The 15,322-nt window shown below is 62.4% G+C and carries 17 protein-coding genes; 12 read left to right on the top strand and 5 right to left on the bottom strand.

The features are described from left to right. Positions 1–96 precede the first annotated feature (96 nt). Positions 97–1,380 carry a phosphopyruvate hydratase gene (gene eno / locus NA29_RS15205; RefSeq protein ID WP_039399287.1) on the top strand — a complete coding sequence of 428 codons (1,284 nt, stop codon included), beginning with the start codon at positions 97–99 and terminating at the stop codon, positions 1,378–1,380. Between the two features lie 73 nt (positions 1,381–1,453). Beyond that, entirely contained in the window at positions 1,454–1,879 is a 426-nt protein-coding gene (gene ftsB, locus NA29_RS26505; protein WP_039399286.1) for a cell division protein FtsB, read from the top strand. A gap of 105 nt (positions 1,880–1,984) precedes the next feature. Here the strand turns inward: ftsB and NA29_RS15195 are convergent, their stop codons facing one another. The 3 genes from NA29_RS15195 to NA29_RS15185 form a co-directional block, all read right to left on the bottom strand. Continuing rightward, entirely contained in the window at positions 1,985–2,428 is a 444-nt protein-coding gene (locus NA29_RS15195; RefSeq protein WP_157127409.1) for a hypothetical protein, read from the bottom strand. 146 nt (positions 2,429–2,574) lie between these two features. After that, complete coding sequence (hslO, locus tag NA29_RS15190) at positions 2,575–3,510, bottom strand: Hsp33 family molecular chaperone HslO (protein WP_039399282.1); 936 nt, start codon at positions 3,508–3,510, stop codon at positions 2,575–2,577. A gap of 267 nt (positions 3,511–3,777) precedes the next feature. Continuing rightward, positions 3,778–4,302, bottom strand: coding sequence for a gamma carbonic anhydrase family protein (locus tag NA29_RS15185; protein ID WP_039399280.1), 525 nt, complete (start codon positions 4,300–4,302; stop codon positions 3,778–3,780). 49 nt (positions 4,303–4,351) lie between these two features. Here NA29_RS15185 and NA29_RS15180 point away from each other — a divergent pair, with 49 nt between their 5' ends. From NA29_RS15180 to NA29_RS15135, 10 genes are all read left to right on the top strand, one after another. Further along, positions 4,352–5,284, top strand: coding sequence for a ferritin-like domain-containing protein (locus NA29_RS15180; RefSeq protein ID WP_052252967.1), 933 nt, complete (start codon positions 4,352–4,354; stop codon positions 5,282–5,284). A 178-nt stretch (positions 5,285–5,462) separates the two neighbouring features. Next, positions 5,463–6,353 carry an alpha/beta fold hydrolase gene (locus NA29_RS15175; protein WP_084104241.1) on the top strand — a complete coding sequence of 297 codons (891 nt, stop codon included), beginning with the start codon at positions 5,463–5,465 and terminating at the stop codon, positions 6,351–6,353. Between the two features lie 200 nt (positions 6,354–6,553). After that, the gene (locus tag NA29_RS15170) at positions 6,554–7,387 is read left to right on the top strand and encodes a 3',5'-nucleoside bisphosphate phosphatase (protein WP_039399276.1); all 834 of its coding nucleotides are present in this window, start codon (positions 6,554–6,556) and stop codon (positions 7,385–7,387) included. A gap of 12 nt (positions 7,388–7,399) precedes the next feature. After that, positions 7,400–8,026, top strand: a complete 627-nt coding sequence (locus tag NA29_RS15165; protein WP_039399274.1) for an L-threonylcarbamoyladenylate synthase — start codon at positions 7,400–7,402, stop codon at positions 8,024–8,026. 96 nt (positions 8,027–8,122) lie between these two features. Next, entirely contained in the window at positions 8,123–8,788 is a 666-nt protein-coding gene (locus NA29_RS15160; protein ID WP_039399272.1) for a site-2 protease family protein, read from the top strand. A 25-nt stretch (positions 8,789–8,813) separates the two neighbouring features. Continuing rightward, positions 8,814–10,016, top strand: a complete 1,203-nt coding sequence (locus tag NA29_RS15155; protein WP_039399270.1) for a tryptophan--tRNA ligase — start codon at positions 8,814–8,816, stop codon at positions 10,014–10,016. Next, positions 10,013–10,624, top strand: a complete 612-nt coding sequence (locus NA29_RS15150; protein WP_039399269.1) for a class I SAM-dependent methyltransferase — start codon at positions 10,013–10,015, stop codon at positions 10,622–10,624. The genes NA29_RS15155 and NA29_RS15150 overlap by 4 nt, the downstream gene beginning before the upstream one ends. A 42-nt stretch (positions 10,625–10,666) precedes the next feature. Next, on the top strand, positions 10,667–11,584 hold the full coding sequence (gene dapA / locus NA29_RS15145) for a 4-hydroxy-tetrahydrodipicolinate synthase (protein ID WP_039399267.1): 918 nt from the start codon (positions 10,667–10,669) through the stop codon (positions 11,582–11,584). Positions 11,585–11,635: 51 nt separating this feature from the next. After that, positions 11,636–12,778, top strand: coding sequence for an NlpB/DapX family lipoprotein (gene bamC, locus NA29_RS15140; RefSeq protein ID WP_039399265.1), 1,143 nt, complete (start codon positions 11,636–11,638; stop codon positions 12,776–12,778). An 8-nt stretch (positions 12,779–12,786) separates the two neighbouring features. After that, on the top strand, positions 12,787–13,578 hold the full coding sequence (locus NA29_RS15135; protein WP_039399263.1) for an MBL fold metallo-hydrolase: 792 nt from the start codon (positions 12,787–12,789) through the stop codon (positions 13,576–13,578). Between the two features lie 82 nt (positions 13,579–13,660). Here the strand turns inward: NA29_RS15135 and NA29_RS25800 are convergent, their stop codons facing one another. Together NA29_RS25800 and NA29_RS15125 are read right to left on the bottom strand one after the other, a co-directional pair. Next, positions 13,661–13,918 (bottom strand): hypothetical protein, encoded by a 258-nt coding sequence (locus NA29_RS25800; protein WP_072617452.1) that lies wholly within the window; start codon positions 13,916–13,918, stop codon positions 13,661–13,663. A gap of 179 nt (positions 13,919–14,097) precedes the next feature. Further along, entirely contained in the window at positions 14,098–15,318 is a 1,221-nt protein-coding gene (locus NA29_RS15125) for a ribosomal protein uL16 3-hydroxylase (RefSeq protein ID WP_224791756.1), read from the bottom strand. Positions 15,319–15,322: the final 4 nt, after the last annotated feature.

Below are 15,322 nucleotides of genomic sequence, written 5' to 3'. Positions count from 1 at the left end.
GTCAGCGCCCGGCGTGGAAGCGGCAGGTGACAGGCGGGATCGCGGTGCGAAGCTGGTTCCCTTTAGCGTTTTTGTCTTATAGATACCGAGGAATACATGAGTGCAATCGTAGATATCATCGGGCGCGAAGTGCTGGACTCGCGCGGTAATCCGACGGTCGAGTGCGACGTGCTGCTGGAGTCGGGCGTGATGGGCCGTGCGGCAGTGCCGTCGGGTGCATCGACCGGCTCGCGCGAAGCGATCGAACTGCGTGATGGCGACAAGTCGCGCTATCTCGGCAAGGGTGTGCAAAAGGCTGTTGAGCACATCAACACCGAGATTTCGGAAGCCATCATGGGCCTGGATGCTGCCGAGCAGGCCTTCCTGGACAAGACCCTGATCGAACTCGATGGCACGGACAACAAGTCGCGCCTCGGTGCGAATGCCATGCTGGCTGTGTCGATGGCCGTCGCGAAGGCGGCTGCCGAAGAAGCCGGCCTGCCGCTGTACCGCTATTTCGGCGGGTCGGGCGCGATGCAAATGCCGGTGCCGATGATGAACATCGTCAACGGTGGCGCGCACGCCAACAACAGCCTGGACATCCAGGAATTCATGGTGATGCCGGTCGGTCAGTCGAGCTTCCGTGAAGCCCTGCGCTGCGGCACGGAAATCTTCCACGCACTCAAGTCGCTGATCGCCGAGAAGGGCTGGAGCACGGCTGTGGGCGACGAAGGCGGCTTCGCGCCGAACTTCGAATCGAATGAACAGTGCCTCGCCACCATTCAGGAAGCCGTTGAAAAGGCCGGCTATCGCCTGGGCGACGACGTGCTGCTCGCGCTCGACTGCGCTTCGACCGAGTTCTACAAGAACGGCAAGTACGAACTGGCCGGTGAAGGCCTGTCGCTGACCTCGGAAGAGTTCGCCGACTACCTCGCCAACCTGTGCGACAAGTTCCCGATCGTCTCGATCGAAGACGGCATGTCGGAAGACGACTGGGCTGGCTGGAAGATCCTGACGGACAAGCTGGGCAAGAAGGTGCAACTGGTCGGCGACGACCTGTTCGTGACTAACACGAAGATCCTGAAGCAAGGTATCGATCAGGGCGTGGCCAACTCGATCCTCATCAAGATCAACCAGATTGGTACGCTGACCGAGACGTTCGCGGCCATCGAAATGGCCAAGCGCGCCGGTTACACGGCGGTTGTGTCGCACCGCTCGGGTGAAACCGAAGACTCGACGATTGCCGATATCGCCGTGGGCACCAATGCAGGTCAGATCAAGACCGGCTCGCTCTCGCGTAGCGATCGTATCGCCAAGTACAACCAGCTTCTGCGCATCGAAGAAGACCTCGGCGATATCGCTTCGTACCCGGGCAAGGAAACGTTCTACAATCTGCGCTAATTCCGTTTCCCCGGGCAGTTAGGGCCTGATGGTCGTCAGGCCCGCCTTCCCGGAATTCTTGCCAGGCGAAAGCATGCGAATGGTGACCTTGGTACTGGTGGCGTTGTTGGTTGTCATCCAGTATCCGCTCTGGTTCGGCCACGGTGGTTGGTTGTACGTGCACGAACTGCGCGACGAGCTGAGCGCCGAACAGCAAAAGAACGAGCAGTTGAAAGAACGTAACGATCGCCTTGCCGGCGAAGTGCAGGATCTGCAGGACGGCACGTCGGCGATCGAAGAACGCGCTCGTTTCGAGTTGGGGATGGTCAAGGACGGCGAATTGTTCGTGCAATTCGTCGGTGCGGATGGGGCGGGTGCGCCACAAGGTGCCTCCGGTGCCGACGCGCCGCTCGTCTCGTCGACTGAACCGGCTCACAAGACGGTCGCCTCTGCGCCGCCGCCCCCACCGTCGCAGACGAAGGGCAAGACGCAGTCGGCGCACAAGGCGCAGCATCACTGAGCCTCACTTGTCGCTGCTGCCGTCACCGGCAGTCTGGCGCAGACGTAGTACAAAAAAAGGCGCTCCCTCGGGAGCGCTTTTTTATTGACCGTCGGAAACCGCTATTCAGAAGCCGATGCCCACGCCAATCGAGGATCGCGGGCCGTACCATCCTGGCCCGTACCCCGGCCCGTACCAACCGGGGCCGTACCAACCAGGGCTGCCCCAGCCGCCATAGAAGTAGGCGTTGCTGTTGTAGCTGCGGATGGCATCATTCAGCGCGCGTTGGGCACGCTCACGCTCGATCGTGGATTCCTGCTCGTCGTAGATGTGCTTGTTCAGCCGTGTCAGCTCTTGCTTTTGCGCATCGGTCATGGCGGGAGCCCCTTCCTGCGATGCCTGCGATTGCGGCAGCCGTGCCGAAGGGGCATCGGGCGGCGGCAATTGCAACTGCGCGCAGCCGGTGGCAAACGTCAGGGCGAGCAATGCCGTTGCGCAAGCTGCGGCTTGCCATGGGCGAGCGGCATATGGGGCGAAATCGGGGGAGGCTTCGGAGGTGGCTCGGGGCATGGTGGCGCAATAACCCGGTGTAGTCCCGTCCTATCCGTGGACGGAGGGCAATGGCATTTGATGCGGGGCGGCTCCGCATCTCGCCGGATGTGAACTCAGATTCCCCGGCGCGCGGGGCGTTCCGCGCGCCGCAGGAAATCTGTATTTCAGTGCTGCCCGGCCGGGGCGGCGTGAGACTGCTCGGTGAAGAGTTGGGCCGCGTCGACCTTGTCGAAATGATAGGTCTGACGGCAGAATTCGCAAGCGACGTCGAGGCTGGGCCGTTCGTCGAACACGCTCATGACTTCGGCTTCGCCCAACGTGCGCAGCATGTTGGAAACCCGCTCACGCGAGCACGTGCAGCGAAACGCCGTGGGCAGCGGGTCGAACACACGCACCGTTTCTTCCCAGAACAGGCGATGCAGCATCGTCTCGCGGTCCGTGCTCAGCATTTCGTCGCGTTTGAGCGTATTGCCGAGATGGCAGACGCGATTCCACGTGTCCTCGTCTTCCTCGGGCGCGCGTTCGGCGCCGCTACCAGCCGTGCCGCCATGGCCCGGTAGCTTTTGCAGCAGAACGCCGACCGCGTGGTCTTCGTCTGCGGCCAGCCAAAGGCGCGTGTCGAGCTGTTCCGAATGGTGCATGTAATGCTCAAGTACCGACGCCATGTCGGGCAGCGGGCCGTGTTCGTCCGACAGCGGCACCACGCCCTGATACGGCTGCTGGCCCGGTTGCTTCACGCGCGGATCGAGCGTGATGGCGAAGCTGGCGCGGCCGTTCACGTTGAGCATCGACTTGAGCGACGCGTCTTCCGGGATCTCGCCGCTGTACTTCGCGGTGGCGCGCATCGTGAGGTCGGCATTGCATTCCACGACCACCATGCTGACCGGGCCGTCACCGTGCAGTTGCAGGATCAGCGCACCGTCGAATTTGACGTTCGCGGTCAGCAGCGCAGCCGCGGCCATCATTTCGCCGAGCAGGTTGCGTACGGGGGCGGGGTAGTCGTGACGCTCCAGCACAGCGCGCCAGGTGGCGTCGAGGCTGACGTATTCGCCGCGCACTGGGGCGGCGTCGAACATGAATTTCTGAAGTTGGTCGGACACGGTCGAATTCCTGAAAAATGCGGCAACGGCGGTCGGTGCTGTGGGTCGGTGGGCGCGATATGCCTGGCGGACATCGAGGGCCATTTAGTGCACTAATCGCACAAGTGTCCCTGCATTCGCTCGTTCCTGAGGACCCATCAGAGCGCAATCGCCGACGATTGGCGCGTCAATGTTGCGATATCTGGGGGCGCGCGCCGCATTTTCAACACGTCGGCAGCGAACGCTCGCGCTCCCGCCTGGCTGCGCGCGCCACTGCCGGACGTGCCTTCAGCCGATGCGCACCAGCTGTTCCTTGAAAACCTGCCGGCGCGTCGCATAGCCGTCGGCATTGCGCTTGAGATTGGCGACTTCTTCATCGGTCAGTTCGCGCACGACCTTGGCGGGTACGCCGAGAATCAGCGAACGGTCCGGAAATGTCTTGCGCTCGGTCACCAGCGCGCCTGCGCCCACCAGGCTGTCGCGGCCGATGACGGCGCCGTTGAGTAGTACGGCCTGAATGCCGATCAGCGAATTCTCGCCGACGGTGCAGCCGTGCAGCATGGCCTGATGGCCGATACTGACGCCATCGGCCAGCGTGAGCGGGTAACCCGGATCGGCATGCAGCACAGCGCCTTCCTGCACGTTGGTGCCGACGCCGACCTTGATCGGTTCGTTGTCGCCGCGAATTGCCACGCCCGGCCACACGCTGCTGTTCTCCGCGAGAATCACCTCGCCGATGATGGTGGCGGTGTCGGCCACGAAAGCACTCTCGTGGATCTGCGGGGTCTTGTCTCCAAGTTTATAGATCGGCATGGCGGCTTCGGTTCGCGGTTAAAATCGACGAAACCGCTATTGTAACGTCATGGCCGATTTCACTCCTGCACCCGGCGCCAATGCCGCGCGCCACGCCGTTTCCGGCAAGTCCGTCGAAATTTCCTCTGCCTCCGCCCTGGTGCCGTCGTCGGCCGATGTGTCTGGCTGCGCGCGCGAACGCGCACTCGATCTGCTGCGCGTCTGCGATCCATTCGAGAAGGCCTCGGGCGTCACCACGCTGCGCGATGCCGTTCGCGATGGCGCGGCACATTGGCATCCGGCGCGTCGATTCCTGTCTGAGGGCGGTGAGCAAGAGGCCGGAATTCCGGGACGTCCGGCGACGCCGCGACTGGTTTCGCCCAGAGAGTTGAAGCAGCGGGCAGTGACATCCGTGGACGGGCGCGCCGCGTTGTTGCACGCGCTTGCTCACATCGAATTCAATGCCATCAATCTCGCACTGGACGCGCTGTGGCGCTTCGACGGCCTGCCGCATGCCTATTACGACGACTGGCTTCAGGTCGCGGCGGAGGAGGCGTATCACTTCTCGCTGCTCGTCTCGCATCTGCGAACGCTGGGCGATCAGTACGACTACGGCTGTTTCCCTGCGCACGACGGGCTCTGGGACATGGCGCGACGCACGTCCGGCGACTGGCTGGCGCGTCTGGCGCTCGTGCCGCGAACGCTGGAAGCACGCGGTCTGGACGCCAGTCCGCCCATCAAGGCCAAGCTTTCCAGCGCAGGCGATAAGGCCGGTGCGGCGATTCTCGACATCATTCTGCGCGACGAGATCGGACATGTCGCCATCGGCAATCGCTGGTATCGCTGGGGCTGCGAGCGAGCGGGCTACGAGCCGGTCGAGACGTACGCGCGGCTGGCTGCACAGTACGGCGCGCCACGCCTGCGCGGACCGTTCAATCTCGAGGCGCGCAGGGCGGCCGGATTCGACGATGCCGAACTCGCAGCACTTCAGGCCGGTGAGTGAGGGCGGCGTGAAAGTATGTGAGAGGGCGTGAGAGGGCGTGAGAGGGCGTAAGAGCGCGTGAATGCGGGTTTCGCTTTTTGACGCTGCTTCCGAGGTGACGACGTCCGTCGATATACTCGACATTCCTCATTCGTTCAGATATTCACTTTCTGCCGGTGTCATGACTGATGTGACCGATATGACCGATTCCCGATCCGAATTTCTGACGGTGCGCGGCCTGCGCCACCATGTTCGCCAGTGGGGCACCCCCGGCGCGCCGAAGCTATTTGCGCTGCATGGCTGGATGGACGTGTCGGCGTCGTTCCAGTTTGTCGCGCAGACGCTCGCGCAGCGTTGGCACGTGCTCGCGCCCGACTGGCGAGGCTTCGGTCTGACCGACTGGCCCGTCGCCGACGGACGCGCTGGCAGCTATTGGTTCCCCGACTACATCGCTGACCTCGACGCGCTCGTCGACGTCTACACGGAACCCGGCGAAGCCATCAATCTGATCGGCCACAGCATGGGCGGCAACGTGGCCTGCCTGTACGCGGGCGTGCGTCCGGCGCGGGTGCGGCGTCTCGTGAATCTCGAAGGCTTCGGCCTGCCGCCGTCGCCACCTGCTGCTGCGATCCGTCAATTGAGTCGCTGGCTGGACGACGTGCAGACGCCGCCGACGCTGCGTCCGTATGCGTCGCTCGACGACGTGGCGGCGCGCCTGCGCAAGACGAACCCGCGCCTCACACCCGAACGGGCAGCGTGGCTTGCGCCGCGCTGGGCGCGCCAGGCGAGCGACGGTCAGTGGCATTTGCTTGCCGATGCGGCCCACAAGATGGCCAACCCGTATCCGTACCGATTGGATGAAGCCAAGGCGGTGTGGGGCAACGTGAGCGCGCCCGTCCTGCACGTCGAAGCGACGGATTCGGACGTGCTGCAGCATTTCTCCGGGGCGCAGGGTAAGGATGTCTTTCGCGACCGGTTCGAGGTCTTTCCGAATTTGACGGAAGCATTCGTCGACGATGCGGGGCATATGCTGCATCACGACCAGCCGGAAGTCGTCGCGCGCCTGATTGAGGATTTCTGCCGCAACTAGGGGCGAGCCAGCGCAGCGGGACAAGTTCGGTCCCCTCGCAGCAACTCGCGTCGCGTGCACTTGAGCGGTAGAATGAGGGCGTCATTACCACGTCATACGCCGGTGTCAGAAGGGCAATCGCGGGGCGAGGGGGCTGAAGGGGCCGCAAGGCTGCCTAAGTCCCTGAAATCCGGTATCGCCCCATCGCCCTGCGGCTCATCATGCTCAACGCGGATCTTCACTGTCATTCCAAGGTGTCGGACGGCACGCTGACGCCGTCCGAAGTGGCGCAGGTCGCTTTCGAGGCCGGCGTCGACCTGTGGGCGCTGACGGACCACGATGAAATCGGCGGCCAGCGCGAAGCGCGGGCGGCGGCCGAAGCACTGGGCATGCGTTATGTGAGCGGCGTCGAAATCTCGATTACGTGGGCGAACCGCACGGTGCATATCGTCGGGCTGAACATCAACCCCGACAATCCGACGCTCATCGACGGCCTCGCGGCGACGCGCGGCGGTCGTGCCGCACGGGCGCAACTGATGAGCGAGCAACTGGCGGCTGCTGGTATTCCCGACGCCTACGAAGGCGCGCTGCGCTTCGTCGGCAACCCGGATCTGATCTCCCGCACACACTTCGCGCGCTTTTTGGTGGAAATTGGCAAGTGCGCGTCGGTCTCCGACGTGTTTGCGAAGTATCTTTCGGAGGGGCGTCCGGGCTACGTGCCGCATCGATGGGCGACCCTCGAGGAGTCCGTCGAGTGGATTCGCGGCGCGGGGGGTATTGCCGTTGTTGCTCACCCCGGACGCTATAAGTTCACACAGTTGGAATTCGGCGCGCTGTTCGATCAGTTCCGCGAACTGGGCGGCGAAGCGATTGAAGTGGTGACCGGCAGCCATACGCCGGATCAGTACCGCGAGTATGCCGATGTCGCGCGTCAGTATGGTTTTCTGGCGTCGCGCGGCTCGGATTTCCATGGACCGACCGAGAGCCGTGCGCTGCTCGGCAAGCTGCCACCGTTGCCCGACGATCTCACCCCGGTCTGGAGCCGCTGGCAGTAACTTACCGCCAACATGTCGCAATTCTTCCAGATTCACCCGGAAAATCCTCAGCCACGTCTCGTCAAGCAAGCGGCACAGATCATCGACAAAGGCGGCATCGTGGCGTTGCCGACCGATTCGAGCTACGCGATTGCCTGTCATATCGACGACAAGCAGGCCGTCGACCGGCTGCGGCGTATTCGCGGGCTGGACGAGAAGCAGATGCTCTCGTTGCTCGTGCGCGATTTGTCCGAGTTGGCCGAATTCGCCATCGTCGACAATCGGCAGTACCGGCTGATCAAGGCGACGACGCCGGGGCCGTACGTCTTCATTCTGGAAGCGACCAAAGAGGTGCCGCGACGCCTCTCGCACCCGTCGCGAAAGACGATCGGCCTGCGCGTGCCGGAACATGCCATTACGCTGGCGCTGCTCGAAGAACTGGGCCAGCCGCTGCTGGCCACGACGCTGATTCTGCCCGATGAAACCGAGCCGCTGAACGACCCGGAGGAAATCCGGGAGCGGCTCGAGAAGCAACTGGATCTCGTGATCGACGGCGGGGCGTGCCCCAAGGAGCCGTCGACGGTGGTCGATCTGACGGTGACGCCGCCGGAGGTGTTACGCCGCGGACGCGGATCGCTGACACCATTTGGTCTGTCGTGATGGCATCGATGTGTCGTGCCTGCCCGCTGTGGCCCCAAAATCTTTGTAAGGGTGGGTAATACTGGCGTGCAGGTCTGCTTGTTACAATAGTCGGCTATGAATGCAGACCTGATCCAGACCATCGCGGTCTACGCGCTCCCCGTCCTCTTCGCGATTACGTTGCACGAGGCTGCGCACGGCTACGTCGCCAAGCATTTCGGCGACCCCACGGCATTTCTGATGGGGCGCGTCACGCTTAATCCCCTGAAGCACATCGACCCGATCGGCACGATCCTCGTGCCGCTGGCGCTTTATTTCATGACGAGCGGGGCTTTCCTGTTCGGTTACGCGAAGCCTGTGCCGGTTGCGTTCGGCAGCTTGCGCAACCCGCGCGTCGATACGATCTGGGTGGCGCTGGCCGGCCCGCTGTGCAACTTTGCCCAGGCGATTCTCTGGGCTTTGGTCACCGTCGGGCTCCAGATCGCGGAGGTTCGCGAACCGTTCTTCCTGATGATGGCGCAGGCCGGTCTCGTGGTGAACCTTGTGATGTGCATGTTCAACCTGTTTCCGGTGCCGCCGCTCGACGGCGGACGCGTGCTGGTATCGCTGCTGCCTGCGCGCGCGGCCTACGCGCTCTCACGCGTCGAGCCTTATGGCTTTTTCATCGTGATGGCGCTGGTTGTCAGCGGCGTGCTCGGCCGTGTCTGGCTGTGGCCGCTGATTCAGTGGGGGCGTGCTGTGATCGTGTGGATGCTCACGCCGCTGCTGTCGCTGGCTTCCTGAGTTTTTGCAGACTTATAACTAGACCATGTACCCCGAACGTGTTTTCTCCGGCATGCGACCGACCGGTCGGCTGCACCTCGGCCACTATCACGGCGTGCTCAAGAACTGGATCCAGCTCCAGTCGGAGTATCCGTGCTACTTCTGCGTGGTCGACTGGCATGCGCTCACCACGCACTACGAGACGCCCGACGTCATCGAACAGAACGTATGGGACGTACTGATCGACTGGCTGGCTGCCGGGATTGATCCGAATCAGGCCACGCTCTTCATTCAGAGCAAGGTGCCCGAGCATGCCGAACTGGCGCTGCTCATCGGCATGAGTACACCGCTGGGCTGGCTCGAACGTGTGCCGACGTACAAGGAGCAGATCGAAAAGCTCAAGGAAAAGGATCTGTCGACGTACGGCTTCCTTGGCTATCCGGTGCTCATGGCGGCGGACATTCTCCTGTATCGCGCGCTGCATGTGCCGGTGGGTGAAGATCAGGTGCCGCACGTGGAAATGACCCGCGAGATCGCACGGCGCTTTAACTATCTGTATGGTCGCGAAGCGGGCTTCGAGGAAAAGGCGCTGGCGGCCGCACGCAAGCTCGGCGGCAAGCGCTCGAAGCTCTATCTCGAATTGCGCAATGCATATCAGGAGAAGGGCGACGATGAGGCGCTCGAGCAGGCGCGCGCCATGCTGTCCGAATCGCAGTCGTTGTCGATGGGCGATCGTGAGCGTCTTTTCGGTTACCTCGAAGGCGCGCGCAAGCTGATCCTGGTGGAGCCGCAAGCACTGTTGACGCCGGCGTCGCGTATGCCGGGGCTCGATGGTCAGAAGATGTCGAAGTCCTATAACAACACCATCGGCATGCGCGAAGACGCGGAATCGATCACCAAGAAGGTGCGCACGATGCCGACGGATCCGGCACGCGTGCGTCGTACCGACCCGGGTGACCCCGACAAGTGCCCCGTGTGGCAATTGCATCAGGTCTATAGCGACGACGACACGCGCGAGTGGGTCCAGAAGGGCTGCCGCAGTGCGGGCATCGGTTGCATCGAATGCAAGCAGCCGGTCATCGAAGGCATCTTGCGTGAACAACAGCCGATGCTCGAGCGCGCACAAAAGTACATGGACGATCCGTCGCTGCTGCGCGCCATCGTGGCTGATGGCTGCGAAAAGGCCCGCAAGTCGGCGCAGGAAATCATGCGCGACGTGCGTGAAGCCATGGGGCTCCAGTATTCATGACGAATGACGTCGTGAATGTCGCCGCTTCGGGTGCCATGCATGGCACGGGGGCGCCGTCTGCGTGGGTGGTGCGCTGGGCGCATCTCATCGCGCCGGGTGCACGTGTGCTCGACCTCGCGTGCGGGCATGGGCGTCACACCCGATGGCTTGCCGGGCGCGGTGCGCACGTGACGGCTGTCGATCGCGACGAAACAGCGCTTGCCACGATGGCAACGCTCGCGAACGTGACGACGCTCGGCGCCGATCTGGAAGGGGCGCCCTGGCCGCTGGCGGCGGACGCGACGTTCGACGCCGTCATCGTCACAAACTATTTGCATCGTCCGCTGTATCCGCAGATCGCCGCGAGCGTGGGGCCGGGCGGCGTGCTGATATACGAAACCTTTGCCCAGGGAAACGAAAGGTACGGGAAACCGTCCAATCCGCTGTTTCTGCTGGCGCCGGGCGAGTTGCTCGACGTCGCGCAAGCGGCGGGCTTGCGTGTCGCGGCTTACGAAGATGTCACGCTGCCCGCGCCACGTGCGGCGTGTGTGCAGCGTCTGTGCGCGACGCGTGCCACCGTCCCCGGGGAAAACCCCGGCATCGCCGCTCTGTACGAGGCGGCAGCGTAATCCGCTACAATCCACCCTTATCGCTGAATTGTTCGATCAACCATGACTACCCAAACTCCGATTCAAGGCAGTATCGTCGCGATTGTCACCCCGATGGCAGAGGACGGCAGCCTTGACCGTGAAGCACTGCGTAACCTGATCAACTGGCACGTCGACGAAGGCACGGACGGTATCGTGATCGTCGGCACGTCGGGCGAGTCCCCGACGGTGAACGTGGAAGAGCACTGCGAGCTCATCGAGATCGCCGTCCAGCAAGCCGCGGAAGCTGGCCAGTCGCGTGGGCGCAAGGTGCCCGTGATCGCCGGCACCGGCGGCAATTCGACGGCCGAAGCTATCGAATTGACCCGACATGCAAAGAAGGTCGGTGCGGATGCGTCGCTGCAAGTCGTGCCGTACTACAACAAGCCTACGCAGGAAGGCCAGTACCAGCACTTCCGCGCCATTGCCGAAGCCGTTGAGCTTCCGGTGATCCTCTATAATGTGCCCGGCCGTACCGTGGCAGACGCCAGCAACGATACGCTGCTGCGTCTGGCGCAAGTGCCTGGCATCGTTGGCGTGAAAGATGCCACGGGCAACCTGGATCGCGGCATCGACCTGATCCGGCGCGCTCCGAATAGCTTCGCCGTGTATAGCGGCGACGACCTGACGGCTGTTGCGCTCATGCTCATGGGCGGTCAGGGTAATATCTCGGTCACCGCCAACGTGGCACCGCGTGCAATGCACGATCTGTGCGTGGCTGCGCTGGCCGGCGACGTGACCAAGGCACGTGAATTGCAATTCAAGTTGTTCGAACTGCATCGTGCCATGTTCGTCGAAGCCAATCCGATCCCCGTGAAGTGGGCGCTGCAAAAGATGGGCATGATTGCGTCGGGCATTCGCCTGCCGCTCACGCCGCTTGCGCAGCCGTATCAGGACACGGTGCTCGAAGCCCTCAAGTCGGCCAACATCGCCGTTGTCTAAGCTGTCGTTCAGGCACCCGGGTTCGATTGCCCACCCATTTTTTTGCGACTCATGAAACGAATCGTCAGTAATTCCGTAGCTCGTCCCGTGCTGGCATGGGCCGCTATTGCCTCGTTGGCCCTCGTCGCCGGATGCAGCTCGCTGTCGAGCGCCTTGTCTTCGGACAAGGTTGACTACAAGAGCTCGAAGACCGGCCCCTCGCTCGACGTCCCGCCGGATCTGACGAACGTTCAGGCCGCTGACCGCAAGTACGTGACGCCGGGCGGCACCGCCACGCTGTCGACCTACGAGACGCAGCAGAAGGTCGTTGCCGCCAATCCGACGGATACGGTGCTGCCGGACGTGCCGGGCATGAAGGTCGTGCGCGACGGCAACGAGCGTTGGCTCGTGATTCAGAAGCCGGCCGGTGATCTGTGGCCGACGCTGCGCGAGTTCTGGCAGGAAAACGGCTTCGTCCTGACGATCGACTCGTCCGACACCGGTGTGATGGAAACCGACTGGGCAGAGAACCGCGCCAAGCTGAATCAGGACATCATCCGCGATCTGCTGGGCAAGGTGCTCGACGGTCTGTATTCGACCGGCGAACGCGATCGTTTCCGTACGCGTGTCGAACGTGATCCGAACGGTGGCACGGACATCTACATCACGCATCGTCGCATGGTGGAAGTGTTCACGAACTCGCAGAAGGACACGACCAAGTGGGAGCCGGCACCGAACGATCCGGGTCTCGAAGCCATCATGCTCACGAAGCTGATGCAGCGCTTCGGTGCGCAGGCCGATCAGGCCAAGGCGCAAGTCGAAAGCGCGAAGGCGGGCGGACCGACCAGCCAGGTCGTGAAGACGGCCGATGCTTCGTACCTCGATATCAACGAGCCGTTTGATCGCGCGTGGCGTCGTGTGGGCGTGGCGCTCGATCGCGGTAACTTCACCGTGGACGATCGTGACCGCGCGAAGGGCCTGTACTTCGTGAGCTATGTCGATCCGGCATCGCTGGCGAAGGACAACGGTTTCTTCTACAGCCTGTTCCATGCGAAGGAAGTGCAGGATCAGAAGAAGGCCAAGAAGTACAGCGTGAATGTGCAGGGTCGCGGCGATAGCCAGACTCGCGTGCAGGTGCTCGACGACAAGGGTAACGTCGACAACTCGCAGATCGCTCAGACGATCATCAGCGTGATCGGCAACCAGCTCCGTTAAGGCGGGGCGTGCGGTTCGCCAGTTTAGGCAGTGGCAGCGAAGGCAATGCCCTGCTGGTGGAGGCGTCGGAAGGCGCCTCCACGACACGCATTCTCCTCGATTGCGGTTTCTCGATGCGAGAGGTCGAGCGTCGCCTCGCGGCACGCTCGATCGACGTGGCGTCACTCGACGCTATCGTCATCACGCATGAACACGCCGATCACATCGGCAGTGCACTTTCCCTCACCCGCAAGTATCGAATCCCGCTCATCATGAGTTGGGGAACGGGGCAGGCCGTCAAGGTCGCCACGACGCTCTCTGTCGAAGACAGCCACGCGCTCGTGCGGTGGTGTCGTTCCGACGAGCGGCTGACGGTGGGTGGCCTGGAGTTGCATCCCTACACCGTGCCCCACGACGCGCGCGAGCCTCTGCAATTCGTGTTTTCCGATGGTGCTCGCCGCTTGGGGGTGCTAACCGATGCCGGGTGTCCGACGGCACACGTCATTGCCACGCTGGGCGGCTGCGACGCGTTGGTGCTTGAATGCAATCACGATCGCGAGATGCTGGCCAACAGCAAGTACCCGCCCTCGCTCAAGGCGCGCATTGGCGGCACCTATGGCCATCTGGCGAACGACGCGGCCGCGGAGATTCTCGGGGCAATCGACCGGGCAAAACTTCAGCGGGTGATCTGTGCGCATTTGAGCGAGCAGAACAATACGCCTGAGCTGGCGATGGCGGCGATGACGGCTGTCATCGGTACAGAGGCGACAGAGATCCTGGTGGCGACGCAAGCGGGCGGATTCGACTGGCTGATGTGCTAGCGACGCGTGCGAAGTGTACGGACGTAAAAAAGCCGGTCGGAAGACCGGCTTTTTTGCTCAACTGCCTTTCGGCAGCGAGAGCTTACTTGCTGGCAGCAGCGTCAGCAGCCGAAGCAACGGCGTCAGCAGCAGCACCAGCAGCCGAAGCGGCCGTGTCAGCAGCAGCACCAGCAGCCGAAGCAGCCGAATCAGCAGCAGCGCCAGCAGCCGAAGCGGCGTCCGAAGCAGCCGTAGCAGCCGAGGCGGCAGCGTCAGCAGCCGGAGCAGCGGCTTCTTCCTTCTTGCCGCAGGCGGTCAGGGCGATAGCCAACAACGAAGCGACGAGGAGAGACTTCTTCATGATCACGTCCTTTTATGGTAGAAGACAAGCGAATTGAATATTAGTTACGGTAATACGCTCTTGCCAGCGCAAAGCCGATTGCGAGACATTGGCAATTGAGGATTACCCTTGGTCATGCAAGCTGCTTGGCGAGAAATTATATTGGGTTTTCCCCAACGCGTCACGTCAATCTCGCGGATTTACCCCGCTTTTTTCCTTACGGCGCGCAACTTTCGCACGCCTTTCGCGTCGGGTCCAAGCAGCAGCCATCCCGAAGCATACCAATCGTACAGAATTTCAACGATTTCTTGGTCTTTTTGCTCGAAATTCGCACATTTCGCTGCATTCAGCTCGCGCTGGTCTGCAAGGATTCGTAACGTAGAGAGCGCCGCGACAGGCACTTCAAGTGGTTCGCCGTTGATGAAGTAGCGGTTGCGTCGATACAACAATTGCGTCTTCGGCGAGAGCGTCAGACCTCGTGCAGATACTTCGTGCACGAAGCGTGACGTCGAAAGGGGCTTCTCAGGCGGATCGAAGAACACATGCGACTTCGGTTCGCTGAGCCAGCGTCCAAGGAAATCTTCGACTTCCTTTTGTCCCCAGCGCACACGTTCAAGCTGCGAGACGAGTGTGTCGATCATCGCATCGGGCAGTGCAGCGGGATGTTTGACGGCGGGTTGCTTCGGATCTGCGTATCGCCCAGCGAAATGACGCGCAAACGGCAGATCGCCAGCATTTTCCGCGAGGTAATACAGGAAGTTCTGAAGCATCTCCTGTTCGAGGGGCGCGCGGAATCCGATGGAGTACGTCATGCACTCACCCTCGGCCACGCCATCGTGTGCGTAGCCCGGGGGCAGATACAGCATGTCGCCTGGCTCCAGTACCCATTCCTCTTCGGCTTCGAAGTTTTTCAGAATGCGCAGCGGTACGTTTTCCAGCCATGTCGTGTCGCGCTGCGGTCCGATGCGCCAGCGTCGCTTGCCGTGCGCTTGCAGCAGAAACACGTCGTACGAATCGAGGTGCGGGCCGACGCCGCCGCCATCGGTCGCGTAGCTGATCATCACGTCGTCGAGACGCGCGTCGGGAATGAAGCGAAACTGTTGCATGAGGGCGTCGACGGCGGGCGCGTGAAGATTCACGCCCTGCACGAGGAGCGTCCATTGCTTGCGCGTGAGCGGCGGCAGATCGTCGATATCGAACGGGCCGTGATCGAGTTGCCAGCGTTTGCGCGCATGGGTGATGAGGCGGGATTCGACGTCGTCCTGCGCAGCAAGGGCGAATAGCGCCTCACGCGAGAGCGGTGCGGAAAAGCCGGGGATCGCCTGACGGATGAGCAACGGGCGCTTGTGCCAATAGCGCTTCATGAAAGCGTCGGGAGCGAGGTCGCCGAGCAACGGCAATGGGGAGCGAGAGGTCGTCATTCGT

It is taken from the genome of Pandoraea sputorum, assembly GCF_000814845.2.
In the GTDB taxonomy this organism is placed as follows: Bacteria; Pseudomonadota; Gammaproteobacteria; order Burkholderiales; family Burkholderiaceae; genus Pandoraea; species Pandoraea sputorum.
This window is presented reverse-complemented; position numbering and strand designations above follow the sequence as displayed.